The sequence below is a fragment of the Corynebacterium kalinowskii genome (genome assembly GCF_009734385.1).
GTDB classification, from domain to species: Bacteria; Actinomycetota; Actinomycetes; order Mycobacteriales; family Mycobacteriaceae; genus Corynebacterium; species Corynebacterium kalinowskii.
This window is the reverse complement of sequence record NZ_CP046452.1, coordinates 45,929-62,899: the sequence shown is the minus strand read 5'-3', so window position 1 is coordinate 62,899 and position 16,971 is coordinate 45,929. Positions and strand designations below refer to the sequence as shown.

Sequence of the window (16,971 nt, the reverse complement as noted above, 5' to 3'; positions counted from 1 at the left end):
AACGAAGCCCTGCAGCGGGAAAATCTATGAGTTACTACACCCCTACCGCTTACCCTTTCCATGACGCTCAGCAAGACAACTGGCCAACATGCCAATGAGATCCACCGCTTCCGGAGGATCCATAACCCGAATATGATCCCCAAACTGAAGCAATTGCCGAGCACCCTGAATGTCCGCATATCCCACCGCAATGCGAACCCGCTCCCGCCCCACGGGATCATGCTGAACAAGGCGTGAACATAAAATCCGCTGCGCCATATCAAGCCTGCTTGCACGCAATATCGCCGTGACGTAAACCGACGTATCCGACTCCAGCAGATCAACTAGCTCGGCCCATACGCTGGCCAAGGTCTGTCCTGCACGCAACTGAGCGGGTTGGCTCAAAACACGGAAGCTCTCCAAGCGTGAGGCCACCAACATCCTAGGTGCCCCATCGATATCGGCGACTAGGTACCAACTCCTACCCTTATGAACGAGCCCGTAAGGATCAGCCACAAACCACCGCGACTTCTTTTCTCCGCTACTCCGATACAAGGCTTCAATCCGAGACTCCTTCCGAACGGCCATCCACCGATGCTGCACCACCCCGGCTAGGTGCAGCATCATGTCCTTGGGGCGACTTGTGCGTGCCACTCCGACCACGGCGAACACACCGCCGGGCGAGGTGAGGTCAGCCAACCGCGACAGTGCCGCGTCCAAGTCAGGCAGGTGATGCAGCGTCGCGACAGAAGCGACGACATCGAATGTCCGGTCGAAGTCGTATGTCATGATGTCACCATGCACCCAGGCGACCTGGTCGCTGTGCTGTCGTGCTTCTTCCAACACCTCCTGATCGAGGTCGATGCCCGTCACCTCTGGCATTGTCCCTCGCAGTTCTACTGAGAGCAGCCCGTTGCCGCACCCTACGTCCAGAGCAGACCGGGCGCTGGCGGGCACGGCGTCGAGGATCAGTCGGTGATAGTGGATGTTGTGGTTCCACTGCCTCGGTGAACTCTCCATCCCTCCATGCTATGACGCCCGAATGCCAGGCCCTCACCAAAGGGGAATCCGCCCGGGCAATTGAATTGTCGGCTAATACCGATCAATACGCGAACTACCAGCTTGTCACCGAGCAAATCCTGACCACACTCATGATCCCGGTTTAGAGGTGGAAAGCACACCCCGTAGTTACGTACCGCAAAGGGTATCCTGGGGCTGGAAGCGCGTCGTTACACTGTAGTTCGCCCCGTCTTGCATTCCGACTGCGACAGACGCGAACCTACGCAACTGAACAAGTACACATAGCAAGACGGTTTATCAATTAGTCGCTGTTCGTTCGAGTGGCTTGTGCCTGGTTGACGGCCAGCAGTTTGGCATGTCGGTTGGTGAACCCGCTCAGTGCAGTCAACGGCGGGGTCTGGGTTGGTGCCACCCCGGTAACATGGAGGCGTATAGATTCCGTAACCGCTCGTGAGAAAGAGGCCACCAACTGCACGGGCTCACCGATACCATCGGAGGCCACGCCGTCGTGGTTCCAGCTGCACCCACGGCTGGTGGACCTGATCTTCATTATTGCGATTTTCAGCTACAACGTGCCGATTCAGTTCGGTGCGGTGCCTCGGCACTTGTGGTTGGGCACCGGGCTGGTGGTCTCGATTGGTCTGTGTGCTCCAGGTCTGATGCGTCGTCAGCGGCCGGTGACGACCTATGTGGTGATCCAGCTCGTTGCTGTCGCACAGTCCCTACTGGGGATCTCACTTCTGGTGGCCGATGCAATGCTGTTGTTGGCGATCTATACGCTTGCATCTCGGAAGGGTTGGTGGCTCTCCGGCGGCACCCCTTAAGACATGTATCCGCTCAACCAAAGGGTCGCGATTCAGGCAGCGCAGAGGTGGGGAATCGGGTAGCGCCTCGAGCAACGCGGAAACCGAGATCATCGAAGGACGCAAGCGGGCTGGTCTTGCGTCGCACGCCTGCTCGACAACTCCATTCCGGATCGCTCCATCCGCCGCCGCGGATAATGCGGTACGCCCCATAGACTTCTGGATCGTAAAGGTCCCAACACCACTCCCAAACATTTCCGAGCAGGTCGAACAGACCCCAGGAGTTCGCGGACTTCGTCTGCACCGGATGAATGTGGCCGTCGGAATTGCCCTCGTACCAGGCAATGTCATCCAGTCGCCCGTACCGCGCACCAGTAGTGCCTGCCCTGCAGGCAACCTGCCACTCGGCATCTGTCGGCAATCGGTAACCATCGGCGTCCTGGTCCCAAGTCACCAGCCAGTCATCCGCCTCCGGTTCACTGTGCGGACGCCACTGTGTAGGCGCGGTCATTACACGCTCTAACACCTCATAGACGGGCGCCAGCCCTTCTTTGGTAGAGAGCGCGTTGCAGAACAGGATCGCTTCCCGCCAACTCACTTCGGTCTTGGGAAAGTGGGTACGGGTTGGGTCGCCAGTGACACCATGCGCTTCGTTCCACAACTCGTTTGTCACCACGGTGGCCGCCAGTTCGAACGGCTCGACATTGACCGTCCAAGAGTGGCCTGTGCGACGGTCCACCATGAGCTCCTCAACGGCACCCTCCGGGGGAACCATGACCATTTGCACACTCATGCCACACATTTGTCCTATTTCGCTCTGCCCGCTAGGTGCCACATTGCCACGGAACTTTCAACAGCAGGGACCGATCACGTACCCTCGTCGGCAGATAGAACGCACACCCCTGCGGATGAGTCCACCGTACCGGGACTTCGAACTACTCGCCACGGTTAGAGGTCGCACGGTGACGGGGCAGCGAGATTCGTGTTCCCCCTTCAGCGGGCTCATGAGCATCCGACGGCAAGCGCGAGCTCCAACTGTTTTCCGATCCAGGCAGTTACGGTTTCTGACGCACTTTCTGTCGTTTGGGCACATTGACTACCGGAACCACGCCGCGACGCTGCCGAAGCAGGTTCTCGTCCTTCTTGTTCTCGCGAACTTCCAGTCGGCTAAGGATCCGATTCTGAGTGTCGGGTGTCCAGTAAACCTCGAGATGCCTTCGAGCCCGGGTAATCGCAGTGTAGAAGATGCTGTGTGAGATGTTCTCTTCGTTAGCTTCCGTGATAACAACCTTTACCGAGTCGAACTCGAGACCCTGTGCCTTGTGGATCGAGACCGCGTAGGCAATCTGAAATGGCACGATGGTCGTCGTCGAGTCATCGTCCTCGTCCGTGTCCGGGCGCTCGATGACATCGAACTGAACCACGGAGTCTTCAACGAGGCGGAGGTTCGAGCGCATCGCCTCCATCGCTGTCACCTCACGCTCGAGCCCCAGGTCGACGTCGAAGGTGATCTTCCCGGGCGCCTGGCAAATCCCAACAATATTGCCCTTCATGTTGTTGAAGATCAGCGGACGGAAGCGATCCGTCTCATTGAAGAGCACCGGATCGCCAACCTTGTAAACAGCTTCACCCCAGACGTGGGCCGGGCTCGGGTTGCTCGCCTGAAGGAAGCGGTTAACGTTATTGATCCCGTACAATCCGTCGTAGTTGAGACAGAGCACGATCTCGTCGGCACCGTGCCGCGTGAAGAGCGACTCCCCTAGTTCTTTGGAGTACTCATTTTTCGACAGTGACTCTTCGATCCGGTCGTCAAGGTCACGCACGCGATCCCAGAGCGTCAGGAGATCCTCGTCGGTCGTGCGGAACGGGTGTGTCAATTCGTGCACTGACTCTGGCGGGATGTACGAGCGAATTGCGCCAAACCAGTTCCCGAACTCGATGGACTCGATCTGGTAGACATCACCCACCAGCACCAGCAGATCGAATTCGGTGTTGGCGAGCACCTCGCGGAACGCAGCGTTGCTGACCGTACTGCATTCATCGATGATGACGATATCGAAATGACCCGATGTGTCCCAGTCGCCCCGCACATGCTTCGAGATTGTGCTGAAGTGTTTGTTGGGAGCGTCGACGCGGCGCTTCAAGTTGTCGACGGCCGGGTTGGTGTGTGCCAGGAAGAGCTTTCGCTCACGCCCGAAGTAGTTCGCGATGTGGTTGACCATCGTGGACTTGCCGGTGCCTGCGGCTCCGTAGATGAGGGCCACCTTCGAGTGGGAGAAGAGCTTCCGCAGGGCATCAGCCTTGATCTCATCGTCAACTTTCTGCGGATCACCGTCCGGAAGCTTCGCGTTTTCGTCAAGCCATGCGGCGACATCGTCCGCGTAGTCCTCAATGCCATTCGAGGCGATCTTCTGGAGCTGCTCTATGATCTCTACCGTGCCGTCCTCGTACCCGACGATGAACACGTGGCCGTTGGCGCGTTGGAGTTTGCGTGGGGCATGCCGTGGTGTCGGTGGAAGAGCGGCGTTGTGGCGCCTGATAAGGTCGTCGATGTCCCCGAGGTCTTCGAGGTCGCCTTCGGGTGTGTAGATCATGCCGTGCTGCTCGACGTTGACGCGTACCCGTCGCGCAAGTAGCTCGTGCTTCCTGTTCGAAGAATCGATGCTAGCCGCGAGGTCAGCAAACCTCGGGTTGTGTTTCCGGGGCGACGTACAGTACGGCATCGTGTCGAACGGACGGCAGCCGCTTGAAACATTCAGGTTCGAGAGCCACCCGCACTGATTAACGTCGTACTGTGCCTTCAGGATTTGGTTGTTCATCCGGAGCATCAGGTAGCGCAAGAGTCGGGTGCCTGGACGGTTGTGCCCGATGATCGCCCTCGCCGCGTCCAGTGCAGGAAAGATTAGAGGCGTTCGCTGAGCGTTCGTGAGGACCCATGTCTTCACCTGGTTGTACACCTCGTCTGACGAGTCAAGGAGGTCGAGCAGACTGTGACGTGTCAGCGTTAGGTACCGCATCAGATTGCGGTACTCGACGTGTCCCGACTGCACCGTGGTCTGCTGTCCGAGGAGTCGAGCGAAGTTGTCGAACTCGCACGGTCGGATGGACACCGACCAGTCGCGCACGATGATGATCGGCATCGTCTGACCGAGCACGTCGATTGAGTCGTTCGCAAGCTCGAGTTGTGCAGCGTAGTAGTCGCTCACGTCAATGTCGGTGAAGCCGATGATCCGATCGAACTTGCTTGTCCGGTTGTGGGCGAGGCTGAAGGTGACCTCGTAGTAGATTCGGCTGCCAATGAAGAATGGTCGAGAGCTGTTGATGTAGTAGCGCTCGGTCTTGCCGGTCAGCAGGTCGTGCTTTGATGCCTCGATCCGACAAGCAATCTTCTCGTAGTACGCGCGGAGTGCCGGATCCTCGTGAAGCGGGAACTGCTCGAGATTCCGGAGGATGTCCAGGCCGAGGTGCTGCTTCGCGAGGTCGCGTGTGCGTAGCAGGTACTCGTAGTATTTGAGCATCAGGCGCTCAGAGGGGTCCCGGTCGAGTGTGTAGTGCGAGACACTGATCTGGAGCAGGCTGTGGAAGCGCGTCAACAGTCGATAGCGGGCATCGCCGTTCACTGCGTCCCGAGCGGCATCAAACTGCGTCTGGTAGTTGTACGTCACCGTCCGATCTGGGACGTGCGCATAGACGACCAAGCCCTCGACCAGATGGCGCAAGTATTGCAGCAGGTTCTGTGCCAAGAATCCACGGTCGGTCGTGATTGCCGAGATGTTCTGGTCGATCGCGTTGCTTGAGTCCAGAACCTGGTTCTCTATCGATGCCATATTGATGTTTCCGTCCTTGTACGCCAACGTCAACGGCTCGTCTGTTCGCGCATCACCTTCAATGTTCGATGCCGATACTGGGTCGCGTGCGCCCTCAATACCAAACTGAAAATCACGCTTATAGGTTACTATGCTGAATGCGACTTTAGCGGGATGTTAGCAAATGTAATCGAGGCTTATCTGAATGCTGCCACCAGCCACTATATCGAGGCTGATCTCTCTTTCACTGATGGGTGGTGCGTCAGCGCAGACATCACTGTAGTCGAGTACATGGTGATCGATGGCCTAGGCGATATCACCACCACGAGTCGCTACACTCGGACGCTATCTCCTTCATGTCAACCCAATCGATCCCTCCCTCGAACAGGTGCGCACCCTCGCGAGGAAGAAAGCCGAACGGCACGGGAATGGTGCGCGGCTTGAACTCCGAGCCGTCTTGGAAGCGCATCTTCGCCTTCCAGCCATCGGCTTTCCACGATTTCAATCCTAGGTCCCGCGAGCACGAGATAGAGGTAGGTTCCGCGGTCGTGTGCCCACTGCACGAACCAATCGTCGTACACCTCCGACGGCAGAAGTCTCGCGACCAATAGTTGGTGACAACCAGCTGGGACTGTGACTCGGCGTGATCGTCTCCCACGACATACCTCCCCTCGGCGGGCACAAAGTCGCGCCACGACCGTGCTATCAATGGGATGGGTCTAGACCCGGTCCAACACGGTGTACATGTCGGACAACATCACCCGTAGCATCGAGTTTAACGTGGCGAAGGACCTGTCTTGCCTCTAGAGGTATCGTGACACCGGGCGGGAATCAAATGAAGCGGAACCCGAACAGCCCGCCTTTTCACCTGCATCGGTGAGGACCGGATCCATGATGTAACTTCGCCGCTCGAACCCTTCGGATTCAGCGGCTGCCAGACGATCTGAGTTAAGTGTCACTATGTACTGGAAACCAACTTCATCTGCTAGTCAAGCGCCAATGTTGAGACACGACGCAATTTGGCGATCGTCCATAGAATCAAACAACTGACTGTCGTACACCAGGATTCGCGGCGCGCGGGGTGGGGTGAGTGATCTGGTACTGGTTACGGTAAGCGGCAACTAAAGCGCTGCATCGCCGATGCTGTCGCTCCCGTCCAGTCGCGGGTATCGGGTCGTATGTCGTGACCCATGGTTCTTAGATGTGGAAGGCGGTCTCGAGGTCGGCTTCTACTCAGTTCTCGATGAGGTGGTGTCACTCGGCCAGGGCTTGCTGCATGTCGGCGCTCCTGTGGCCGATGACCTCGGGAATCAGCCTGGCGATAAGACGCAGAGCGTAGCGGGCGCATCTGGAGCCGACTGTCCGGGTGGTGGCGTTGGCGAGGCAGTGGTGGATAACGGAGGAGATGCCTTCGGCATCGGTGAACCCGCGAGCCTTGATGAGACGTGACACGAGGGTGTCAACGTTGTGGTGGCTAGCTTCAGCCCGGCCCAGTTCCGCAGTCAACGCACCGAAAGTGTCCGAGTCGACCACGGCATGCGCTTGGTCGATGGTGAGGCCACTACTCTTGATGAGGTTTGCGCAGCGGTCGTGGTGGGCTGCGGTGGCGATGATTTCGTATTCGGGAGCGAGTTGGGTGGTCAAGCCTCACCGGTCTTTCTCGGTGGTGATGGTCTGGTGCAGCTCCGACAACGCCACGACCGCGGCATGCATCGGAGGCCCGTCCAGATTCCGCCACTTCCAATCCAACAAGATGTGGACCTTGTTGCTGATGACCACATGCGTTTGCAAGTGAGGGGCTCGGTGTGGGAATCGAAGTGACCAAACGCCGTCGCGGTCAACCCCTCACGTCGACCTGTGTCACCGAGCTATACCGAGCAATTGGCCCAGTACGAGTGGCTGCAACCTCACGCTCCATGAACGCAACTATCGCCGCAAAGCCTCATGATGGGCTTGCGCAATCAACGCCTGCGCCCCGTCCGCAACCTCCCACGACACCGATGCCAACTTCGCCATTCTGAACGTGAAATCAAATCCCGCCACCGCACGCCGCGACCCCCACGCCACCTCCCAACCTCGATCTGCAACAGGCGTGGCAGCTCCGAAAACACGAGAAGCGGCCTGACCTGGCTTTCGCTTCTTCCATGGGCTGACGCAAATGCTCGCAAATGGGTAGTCCCGCGAGTGCTAGGCAAAGCGGTGGTCTGGTTGCCTGAGCTGACGACGGCGACACTGGTCATATGCTCGACAACCGTCGAATAGCCACCGCCATTAGGAGGCCCAAAGGAGGTCATCATCCATGACCAGCTTGACATCCACTCAATCAGAGAGTTCCCGCACAAACCGTACCTCTGGACCCGCGCTGACGGCGCTGAGTGTGGGCGGTGCTGTTGCAAAGTTGGGGCAGTAGGAAGACCGGCGTGGAATAATCAGGGCCATGGGCATCTTCTCCGGTCGTCATTTCCCCCGTGAAATCATCCTGTGGGCGGTGCGGTGGTACTGCCGCTACGGGGTGAGCTACCGCGACCTCGAAGAGATGATGACCGAGCGTGGCGTGCCGGTCGATCACACCACGATCTACCGCTGGGTCCAGAAATATGCTCCTGAGCTGGATAAGAAGACCCGGTGGTATCGGCAAGTTCCTGACTGGCAGGCCAGGTCCTGGCGGGTGGACGAGACCTATATCCGGGTCGGCGGGACGTGGTGCTACCTCTATCGCGCGATCACCGCTGGTGGAAACACCCTGGATTTTTATCTCTCGCCGAAGCGGAATGTGGCTGCAGCCAAGCGTTTCCTGGCCAAGACCCTGCGGTCGAACACAACAGCCGGCTTTCCCCGGGTGATCAACACCGACAAGGCACCCTCACTCGCCAGGGCAATCTCTGAGCTGAAGGCGGAAGGCGTCTGCCCATCGACGGTAGAGCATCGTCGGGTGAAATACCTCAACAACGTCATCGAAGGCGATCATGGCCGGTTGAAACGGATCCTGGGGCCAAAAGGGGCCTTTAAGAACAGGGCGTCTGCCTATCGGACGTTGAAAGGGATGGAAGCGATGCACTCGTTACGAAAAGGCCAGGGGACGATGTTTGCCTACGGGCAGTCGAACCCGGACGCGGTGATCGTCAGTCGGGTGTTCGAGGCTGCCTGAGAACGCTGGCACGCAGCGAGCCTAAGAGGATGAAGACTGGGTCGTCACGGCTCTCCGGCCAACTTTGCAACAGCACCCGTAGCGGCTTTAGCCGCTAGGTTTAACACCAGGAGAATGAGCAATGACAGTTGAACCGACCAACGAAGAATTAGCCAAAAGCTATACAAACAAAATCGAGCAGGCACAGGAGCGCAGGCAAGAGAAGAACCAGGAGCGATTAGAGCGACACGGAGAGGCTGCGGCAATTGCAGCGCAAGACCCAGGCTTTAGCAATTTTTCCAGCCAGACTGTTGAGATTGACGGGATAACCAGCCAGCAATCAAAGAGCCTTGCTAAAGAGCTGAACAGTGACAACGAAAAAGGCGACAGCGTAAAGCAGGCAAAGGCGATGGAAATGGCAAAGCGTTTTAGAGAGAAGGCGGCACAAGACCGGCAGCAATCGCGGGTTTTTAGCCGCTAAAAAAAGCGGTGCAAAGGCAGGCGGCAACCTGCCCTTGCACCTAACCACAAAGAACCTGACATAGAGGTTAATCATGGCTACTCATAATGATAAAGGCCAGCGGGCTGCTGGTATATCGAAATACTGCATTACATTCGGCTTATCGCTGGCTGTACTCGCATGGTCTGGCTACATGCTCGACTATGCGTATCAGCAACATAGCGAGCTTTTAAGTGCCGGAGCGCACACCGGGACAAGCCTAGAGCGGCTAGGACTACTTGACCAGGAGGGCGCAAAGCATGAGCAGCGTTAATACCTGGCGACGTGTCGCCCTAGCAAGCTATATCACAGCAGGCACGGCATTAACCCCACTCTATTGTAAACAAGACATTTTTATCTTTTATATTCAATGGCTTATTTTCCTGCTAATTGGTAATACCATGAAAAATACCATGCTCAGAAAAGGCTTAACAATATTTTGAAAAATTGCCTACTGAGCGCTGCCGCACAGCTCCATAGGCCGCTTTCCTGGCTTTGCTTCCAGATGTATGCTATTCTGCTCCTGCAGCTAATGGATCACCGCAAACAGGTTACTCGCCTGGGGATTCCCTTTCGACCCGAGCATCCGTATGAGACTCATGCTCGATTATTATTATTATAGAAGCCCCCATGAATAAATCGCTCATCATTTTCGGCATCGTCAACATAACCTCGGACAGTTTCTCCGATGGAGGCCGGTATCTGGCGCCAGACGCAGCCATTGCGCAGGCGCGTAAGCTGATGGCCGAGGGGGCAGATGTGATCGACCTCGGTCCGGCATCCAGCAATCCCGACGCCGCGCCTGTTTCGTCCGACACAGAAATCGCGCGTATCGCGCCGGTGCTGGACGCGCTCAAGGCAGATGGCATTCCCGTCTCGCTCGACAGTTATCAACCCGCGACGCAAGCCTATGCCTTGTCGCGTGGTGTGGCCTATCTCAATGATATTCGCGGTTTTCCAGACGCTGCGTTCTATCCGCAATTGGCGAAATCATCTGCCAAACTCGTCGTTATGCATTCGGTGCAAGACGGGCAGGCAGATCGGCGCGAGGCACCCGCTGGCGACATCATGGATCACATTGCGGCGTTCTTTGACGCGCGCATCGCGGCGCTGACGGGTGCCGGTATCAAACGCAACCGCCTTGTCCTTGATCCCGGCATGGGGTTTTTTCTGGGGGCTGCTCCCGAAACCTCGCTCTCGGTGCTGGCGCGGTTCGATGAATTGCGGCTGCGCTTCGATTTGCCGGTGCTTCTGTCTGTTTCGCGCAAATCCTTTCTGCGCGCGCTCACAGGCCGTGGTCCGGGGGATGTCGGGGCCGCGACACTCGCTGCAGAGCTTGCCGCCGCCGCAGGTGGAGCTGACTTCATCCGCACACACGAGCCGCGCCCCTTGCGCGACGGGCTGGCGGTATTGGCGGCGCTGAAAGAAACCGCAAGAATTCGTTAACTGCACATTCGGGATATTTCTCTATATTCGCGGTTCAGCAGGCATGTCCCCTTTGAGGGCGACCCGACGACAGGATAATCGACCTTATGGTGCGCAAATATTTCGGCACAGACGGTATTCGTGGCAAAGCCAACGAAGGCGCGATGACGGCGGAAACCGCCTTGCGCGTCGGCATGGCGGCTGGCCGTGTCTTTCGTCGCGGTGACCACCGCCATCGTGTCGTGATCGGCAAGGATACGCGCCTGTCGGGCTATATGCTTGAACCCGCGCTCACAGCCGGTTTCACCTCGATGGGCATGGACGTATTCCTTTTTGGCCCGCTGCCGACAACGTATAGGAAGAATAAACGCCCTTTTCACCCAAGTCCAACAGCTTTGGACCGCAGTTGACTCTTTCGACACCCCTGCGATGCAACCCAATCCGGCTGACGGGGAGCCAGCAACGCTGAAAATTTACCCTCCTCTTTCCCACTAGCGGCTCCTTTTCCGACAACCAGCACGGCGGATCCCTGCCGCGGCGCTGTGAACGCAGCATTTTGATTGGTATCGTTGGCCTTCAGGCTCGTCAGTCAAACAGACCCAGGAGCAGCTCAGCCGGTGGCGCCCGGCTTTCGGGTAACGCCCTGGTCCCGCTGGTTTCGGCTTTGTGCTTCAGGTGATCAAGGATCTGCTTGATCACTATAGGGTCTTCAATGCAGGCGATGACTTTCATGGCGCCGCCGCAGCCGCTGCAGGTCTCGATGTCGATATTGAAAACACGCTTGAGCCGTTGCGCCCATGTCATCGACGCTCGCCGTTGTGCTGGTGTTGCCGGTTCATCAGCCACCCTGACCTTGTTGCCCCTGCCCCGTTTTGCCGGCGTGACCAACGCCCGGTGCCGACTGTTGGGTGCGAACACCCCGTGGAAGCGGGTTAGGTTGACTCTGGGCTTCGGTACCAGGGCGGCCAGCCTTGCAATGAAATCCAATGGTTCGAAAATGACGTGCGTGGTGCCGTCCCGGTACGGCGTCTTGAGCTGGTAGCGCACGTTGCCGCCTCGTGTTAACGACAGCCGCTTCTCGGATACCGCCGGGCGGCTGATGTACCGGCACAGCCGTTCGAGCTTCTTGCGTTCATCGGCCCTGGCCGCCACGCCGGCGTGCAGGCTGGACCCGGCTACCTTGCCAATCCCGTCACCGAACGGATCACCACTGGTCGGCAGAGTTTGCAAAGTGAACACCTTTCGCCCCGCCTGTGAACCGACAGCGATACGGTAAGTGATCGAGTGCCCCAGCAGGGGTGTCATCGGGTCGTCATCCACCGCATCCGAGGCCAGATAGCTGTTTTCGACATCCCGTTCCAGCAGGCCTTGCCGTTCCAGATAGCGACCCACCCGGTGGGCGATGGTGTGCGTCAGCTGGGTGAGCTCTGGGCTGGTCGGCGCCTTGACCCAGCGGAAACGCGCTGAGCCGTGGGATTGCTCGACATACACACCGTCGAGAAACAGCATGTGGAAGTGAACATTCAGATTGAGCGCCGATCCAAAACGCTGGATCAGGGTGACCGCGCCCGTCTTGGCCACTTGGTGGGTATGGCCCGCTTTCTTGACCAGGTGCGTGGCAATGACGCGGTAAACGATGCCCAGCACCCACCCCATGATCTCGGGCCGGCTGGCAAACAGGAAACGCAGCTGAAACGGGAAGCTCAACACCCACTGACGCATGGGTTGTTCAGGCAGTACTTCATCAACCAGCAAGGCGGCACTTTCGGCCATCCGCCGCGCCCCACAGCTCGGGCAGAAACCGCGACGCTTACAGCTGAAAGCGACCAGGTGCTCGGCGTGGCAAGACTCGCAGCGAACCCGTAGAAAGCCATGCTCCAGCCGCCCGCATTGGAGAAATTCTTCAAATTCCCGTTGCACATAGCCCGGCAATTCCTTTCCCTGCTCTGCCATAAGCGCAGCGAATGCCGGGTAATACTCGTCAACGATCTGATAGAGAAGGGTTTGCTCGGGTCGGTGGCTCTGGTAACGACCAGTATCCCGATCCCGGCTGGCCGTCCTGGCCGCCACATGAGGCATGTTCCGCGTCCTTGCAATACTGTGTTTACATACAGTCTATCGCTTAGCGGAAAGTTCTTTTACCCTCAGCCGAAATGCCTGCCGTTGCTAGACATTGCCAGCCAGTGCCCGTCACTCCTGGCCAGTTATGCGTTGGGTACGACCGCTGCAAATGCTCGTGCCCTGGATAGCACAGAAGAACGAATACAAGACTATCGGCGTGAGCAGCGCATATTGTCCGACAATTCAATCAGCGGCCAGAGCGTCCAGCGCGGCACACTGCCACCCGATACCAGACCCTACCTTGCACCGGATTGGCCAACACTGGCTGAAAATACAATGCCGTCTGTTATTGCTTTGTCAGCAATCGAGCAGCCCTACGGCTTTGCTGAAAACAGTCCGGCCTGGCTTATTCCTGGCGTTCAACAAAACGCTGCCACAGCAGCATTGACGCACTACCGCGCCTGGCAAAAAGGCTGGGCAAAACAAGACGCAAAGCGACAGCATCAAACTATATGCGGCGGTTTCGTCATCGAAGGCAACCGAGTGCTAACAGCGGCGCATTGTGTGGACAGGCAAGAAGGGGTCGTTTGCGGGAGAGGGCGAAATCCTACGCTAAGGCTTTGGCCAACGATATTCTCCGGTAAGATTGATGTGTTCCCAGGGGATAGGAGAAGTCGCTTGATATCTAGTATGACGTCTGTCGCACCTGCTTGATCGCGGCCGCGATAGCTAGATCGCGTTGCTCCTCTTCTCCATCCGCGTTCCAAGCTGCGGAAAGGCACCCATAAGCGTACGCCTGGTCGAGCAGGCGACGCGGATCGACGTCCAGCGCACGAGAGAATGCGTCCGCCATCTGTGCAATGCGTCTAGGATCGAGACAAAGGTCGTCTCTGTCAGCCGGATCGTAGAACATATTGGCGGCGCCAAAGCCCACTTCACCGACCAGACCGACGGGATCTATCACCAGCCAGCCGCGACTGGAGAACATGATGTTTTCATGATGCAGATCGCCATGTAGCCCACGCAGTTCCGAGGCATTGCTCATCATTTGATCGGCTATAATCGCCGCGTGGACGTAGTCAGTTTGACAACCTGCGTTTTGATCATCGCGCGCCCGCTGAAACAAAGCTGCAAAGCGATCCCGGATCGGGAGAAGGGCAGAAGGCAGGGGTTCCTCAGATGCGGCATACAGCTTCGCCATTAGTTCCGCTGCAATTTCGGTCGCCTGGTAGTCGCCGTGCTCGGCAACGATGTGAGAGAGCATTCGCTCCCCGGCATATTCGAGCAACATCAGATTGTTCTCACGACCGAGCAACCGGACTGCTCCCCTCCCATTGCGCCATACCAGATAGTCGGCCCCGCGCAGTTCATCAGCAATGTCTTCTATAGGTTTCAATCCCTTGACGATTGCAGGAGTCCCGTCTGGCAATGAAACTTTCCAAACGAGGCTGGAAAAGGTGTCCGCAATGAGAACAGGTTGCGAAACGTGCCAATGAGCAGGAAAAACAGGCGGCATGAACATCAACCCCAAGTCAGAGGGTCCAATCGCAGATAGAAGGCAAGGCGTTCGCGGTCGGGGGCTTCGATCCCCAATACATTGAATAGGACAGCGAAGGCGCGCTCTGCTTCATCTGGCGCTGCCCAGTTCTCTTCGGCGTTAGCAATCATGAGTGCCAAATCGGCATAGCGATCTGCTGTTCCGAGCCGCCCAAGGTCGATCAGACCCGTGCATTGAAGAGTTTTAGGGTCCACCATGAAGTTCGGCATGCAGGGATCACCATGGCAAACAACCATATCGGTGCGCTCTTGGTCGAGCCGCACCGGTAGCTCTCGTTCGACACGAGCCAAAAGATCGAGCTGCGGCGTACTCTTGTCCTCGTCCGGTAAGAAGTCGGGATTGACGGCATTGCGGGACACCACATCAACGGCGCGTCCGAACATTCGCGACAGCCTGCGCTCAAACGGACATTGATCAACCGATAGGCTGTGAACAGCGCCAAGTTGCTGCCCCATTGACGGCCACGCTTTGAGCAAATCCGCTCCAGACAGATCAGCCGCCGGTACTCCCGGAATTGCCGTTATCACCAAGCATGCACCCTCCTGTTCCTCCTGCCAGTTGATCACCTCGGGGCAAGCCACACCTCGACCTTTGAGCCAAATGAGGCGGTCACGCTCTCCAGCGAGCTCACCGCGGCGGGAAGCAGGTGCGATTTTCGCGAAGGCATGCCCGTCACCACGTCGAAAAACAAAATCACCAGATTCTCCGCCTCTGACAGGCAACCAGTCAGAATGCGATTCACCAAAAAAAATATTAGTTCGATTCAATGGAGGTTCCTTCAGTTTTCTGATGAAGCGCGGAGGTGGCTCAACCTGCGAAAAGAAACGAGTTGCTATGGACTTGCACCGGTTGTGTTCCGGTCTATCTCTCATTTTAAGCGGCTTTTTTCTCAAATGCCACCGGCGATTTCCAGCCGAGTGTTGAATGTCTTCGGCGTGGATTATAAAAGCCATTTATATATTCGAAGATTGCAATCTCAATATCTCGCCTTGTTTGCCAGTGTCTGCGCCAAATCAACTCAGCCTTTAATGATTTAAAGAAGCTTTCTACTGCGGAGTTATCAAAACAATTGCCTTTCCCGCTCATGGACGGCAGCAATTGATGTTTGAGCAGTAGCTTTTGATATTCATGAGCGCAATATTGGCTCCCACGGTCTGTGTGTTGAATACAACCCGGTGGTGGTTTGCGTAAAGCCAACGCCATATTCAGTGCCCTTAATGCAAGATCCTGCTTTAATCGATCACCTGTTGCCCAGCCAATCACGCGACGGGAATACAGGTCAAGGATAACAGCAAGATAGACCCATCCTTCTCTGGTCCAAACATAAGTGATATCGCCTGCCCATTTCTGGTTGGGTGCGCTTGCGCTAAAGTCTTGTTTTAATAGGTTCGGTGCAATGTTGAAGGTATGATGACTATCCGTTGTCCGTTTGAATTTACGCGTTCGAACAACTGTAATGTTATTCTGGCGCATCAAACGTCCAACCCGACGCTGCCCAACCTGCAGGCCCAGCGCTTTCAACTCTTCTGTCATACGCGGCCTACCATAGCTCCCCAAACACAACCGATGCTGCTCACGTATATGCGCTAGAAGTATAAGATCACGACGCTGGCGCAGTGATGGAGGACGGCGTTTCCATGCACGTAAACCACGATCTGTTACGCCCATCAAACGACATATGCGTGAACGTGAGAGAGAGCCACGGTAATCCGTAATAAACTGAAATCTCACAGCTTTTGTACTGCGAAAAATATTGCTGCCTTTTTTAATATCTCCCTCTCCTCCCGAAGGATACGGTTCTCTTTGCGTAAACGTTCATTCTCACGCAGAAGATCAGTGTCTTGGGTAGGAATTTTAGTTTCATCGGAAATTGATGCGATCCATTTCCCAAGCGTGGAAAGCCCAATACTTAAATCTGACGCAACTTGACGGCGTGTTAAGCCACTAGTGAGTGCTATGCGAACTGCATCACGCTTAAATTCATCACTATGCTTTAATGACATATATGGTCTCCTTGATAACAAATAATGCTCTCAAAAAGACCGGAACGAAACCGAGGCAAGTCCACTACGTAAGTCCGAGAACATGCTTTCCATGGTCTCTGAGCTCGCCTTTGGGACCGACATATCGGTAGAGAGTGACGCGCTCGATGCCGAGTTCCTTGCAGAGATCGGAAACTGAAGTATCGCGCTGGGCCATGGCGGCTTGCGCGAGACGCACCTGAGCTTTGGTGAGCGCGAATTTTCGTCCGCCCTTGCGACCGCGCGCTCTCGCGGAGGCGAGACCCGCCATGGTGCGCTCTCGGATCAGATCCCGCTCGAACTCGGCCAAGGTGGCGAAGATTCCGAACACCATGCGACCGGACGCAGTCGTGGTGTCGATCTGAGCGCCCTTTCCAGTCAGAACCCGCAGGCCGATCTTGCGGTCTGACAGCTCCTTCACCGTGTTGACCAGATGGGCAAGCGATCGTCCGAGGCGATCGAGCTTCCAGACCACCAGCACATCGCCGTCACGCAATGACTTGAGGCAGGCAGTCAAGCCAGGGCGATCATCACGACCGCCGGAAGCAAGATCATCATAGATATTGTCCCGTTCGACACCTGCGGCGCGCAAGGCGTCGTGCTGCAGGTCGAGAGACTGCGAGCCATCGGCTTTGGAGACGCGGGCATATCCGATCAGCATGTATCACAAAC

15 protein-coding genes and 1 pseudogene are annotated in these 16,971 nt (G+C 56.8%); 6 read left to right on the top strand and 10 right to left on the bottom strand.

Annotated features, from left to right (window positions below; translation table 11 throughout):
* Window positions 1-42: 42 nt before the first annotated feature.
* The gene (locus CKALI_RS00325) at window positions 43-999 is read right to left on the bottom strand and encodes a methyltransferase domain-containing protein (protein ID WP_156191414.1); all 957 of its coding nucleotides are present in this window, start codon (window positions 997-999) and stop codon (window positions 43-45) included.
* Window positions 1,000-1,364: 365 nt separating this feature from the next.
* Between CKALI_RS00325 and CKALI_RS00320 the strand changes: the two genes are divergently transcribed.
* Window positions 1,365-1,823: a DUF7134 domain-containing protein gene (locus CKALI_RS00320; RefSeq protein ID WP_156191413.1), complete on the top strand. Its 459-nt coding sequence runs from the start codon at window positions 1,365-1,367 to the stop codon at window positions 1,821-1,823.
* A gap of 13 nt (window positions 1,824-1,836) precedes the next feature.
* On the opposite strand, the gene CKALI_RS00315 is transcribed toward CKALI_RS00320, so the two are convergent.
* The 4 genes and pseudogenes from CKALI_RS00315 to CKALI_RS12245 form a co-directional block, all read right to left on the bottom strand.
* Window positions 1,837-2,595, bottom strand: a complete 759-nt coding sequence (locus CKALI_RS00315) for a formylglycine-generating enzyme family protein (RefSeq protein WP_156191412.1) — start codon at window positions 2,593-2,595, stop codon at window positions 1,837-1,839.
* 262 nt (window positions 2,596-2,857) lie between these two features.
* Window positions 2,858-5,629: an ATP-dependent DNA helicase gene (locus tag CKALI_RS00310; protein ID WP_156191411.1), complete on the bottom strand. Its 2,772-nt coding sequence runs from the start codon at window positions 5,627-5,629 to the stop codon at window positions 2,858-2,860.
* Between the two features lie 1,233 nt (window positions 5,630-6,862).
* The gene (locus tag CKALI_RS00300; protein WP_156191410.1) at window positions 6,863-7,252 is read right to left on the bottom strand and encodes a hypothetical protein; all 390 of its coding nucleotides are present in this window, start codon (window positions 7,250-7,252) and stop codon (window positions 6,863-6,865) included.
* Between the two features lie 3 nt (window positions 7,253-7,255).
* Window positions 7,256-7,768, bottom strand: a pseudogene (locus CKALI_RS12245) (relaxase domain-containing protein).
* 277 nt (window positions 7,769-8,045) lie between these two features.
* On the opposite strand from CKALI_RS12245, the gene CKALI_RS00290 reads away from it, so the two are divergent.
* From CKALI_RS00290 to CKALI_RS00265, 4 genes are all read left to right on the top strand, one after another.
* On the top strand, window positions 8,046-8,756 hold the full coding sequence (locus tag CKALI_RS00290) for an IS6 family transposase (protein ID WP_066570492.1): 711 nt from the start codon (window positions 8,046-8,048) through the stop codon (window positions 8,754-8,756).
* Window positions 8,757-8,877: 121 nt separating this feature from the next.
* Window positions 8,878-9,216, top strand: coding sequence for a hypothetical protein (locus CKALI_RS00285; RefSeq protein ID WP_036425703.1), 339 nt, complete (start codon window positions 8,878-8,880; stop codon window positions 9,214-9,216).
* 648 nt (window positions 9,217-9,864) lie between these two features.
* Window positions 9,865-10,680, top strand: a complete 816-nt coding sequence (gene sul2 / locus CKALI_RS00270; protein WP_001043260.1) for a sulfonamide-resistant dihydropteroate synthase Sul2 — start codon at window positions 9,865-9,867, stop codon at window positions 10,678-10,680.
* An 86-nt stretch (window positions 10,681-10,766) separates the two neighbouring features.
* Complete coding sequence (locus CKALI_RS00265) at window positions 10,767-11,069, top strand: phosphoglucosamine mutase (protein WP_000251875.1); 303 nt, start codon at window positions 10,767-10,769, stop codon at window positions 11,067-11,069.
* Between the two features lie 175 nt (window positions 11,070-11,244).
* Here CKALI_RS00265 and CKALI_RS00255 read toward each other — a convergent pair whose 3' ends face one another.
* Complete coding sequence (locus tag CKALI_RS00255) at window positions 11,245-12,738, bottom strand: IS91-like element ISCR2 family transposase (RefSeq protein ID WP_001120888.1); 1,494 nt, start codon at window positions 12,736-12,738, stop codon at window positions 11,245-11,247.
* On the opposite strand from CKALI_RS00255, the gene CKALI_RS12335 reads away from it, so the two are divergent.
* Window positions 12,730-13,434: a trypsin-like serine protease gene (locus CKALI_RS12335; RefSeq protein ID WP_407643754.1), complete on the top strand. Its 705-nt coding sequence runs from the start codon at window positions 12,730-12,732 to the stop codon at window positions 13,432-13,434. The genes CKALI_RS00255 and CKALI_RS12335 overlap by 9 nt on opposite strands.
* Here CKALI_RS12335 and CKALI_RS00245 read toward each other — a convergent pair.
* From CKALI_RS00245 to CKALI_RS00230, 4 genes are all read right to left on the bottom strand, one after another.
* Window positions 13,406-14,242 (bottom strand): aminoglycoside O-phosphotransferase APH(6)-Id, encoded by an 837-nt coding sequence (locus tag CKALI_RS00245; RefSeq protein WP_000480968.1) that lies wholly within the window; start codon window positions 14,240-14,242, stop codon window positions 13,406-13,408. The genes CKALI_RS12335 and CKALI_RS00245 overlap by 29 nt on opposite strands.
* Window positions 14,242-15,045 (bottom strand): aminoglycoside O-phosphotransferase APH(3'')-Ib, encoded by an 804-nt coding sequence (aph(3'')-Ib, locus tag CKALI_RS00240; RefSeq protein ID WP_001082319.1) that lies wholly within the window; start codon window positions 15,043-15,045, stop codon window positions 14,242-14,244. Before aph(3'')-Ib ends, CKALI_RS00245 begins: the two co-directional genes overlap by 1 nt.
* A 106-nt stretch (window positions 15,046-15,151) precedes the next feature.
* A protein-coding gene (locus CKALI_RS00235; protein ID WP_085959879.1) for an IS3-like element IS1133 family transposase occupies window positions 15,152-16,281 on the bottom strand; the annotation gives its coding sequence in 2 pieces (ribosomal slippage) (window positions 15,152-16,035 and window positions 16,035-16,281; 1,131 coding nt in all).
* 64 nt (window positions 16,282-16,345) lie between these two features.
* Window positions 16,346-16,960: a recombinase family protein gene (locus tag CKALI_RS00230; RefSeq protein WP_000904906.1), complete on the bottom strand. Its 615-nt coding sequence runs from the start codon at window positions 16,958-16,960 to the stop codon at window positions 16,346-16,348.
* Window positions 16,961-16,971 lie beyond the last annotated feature (11 nt).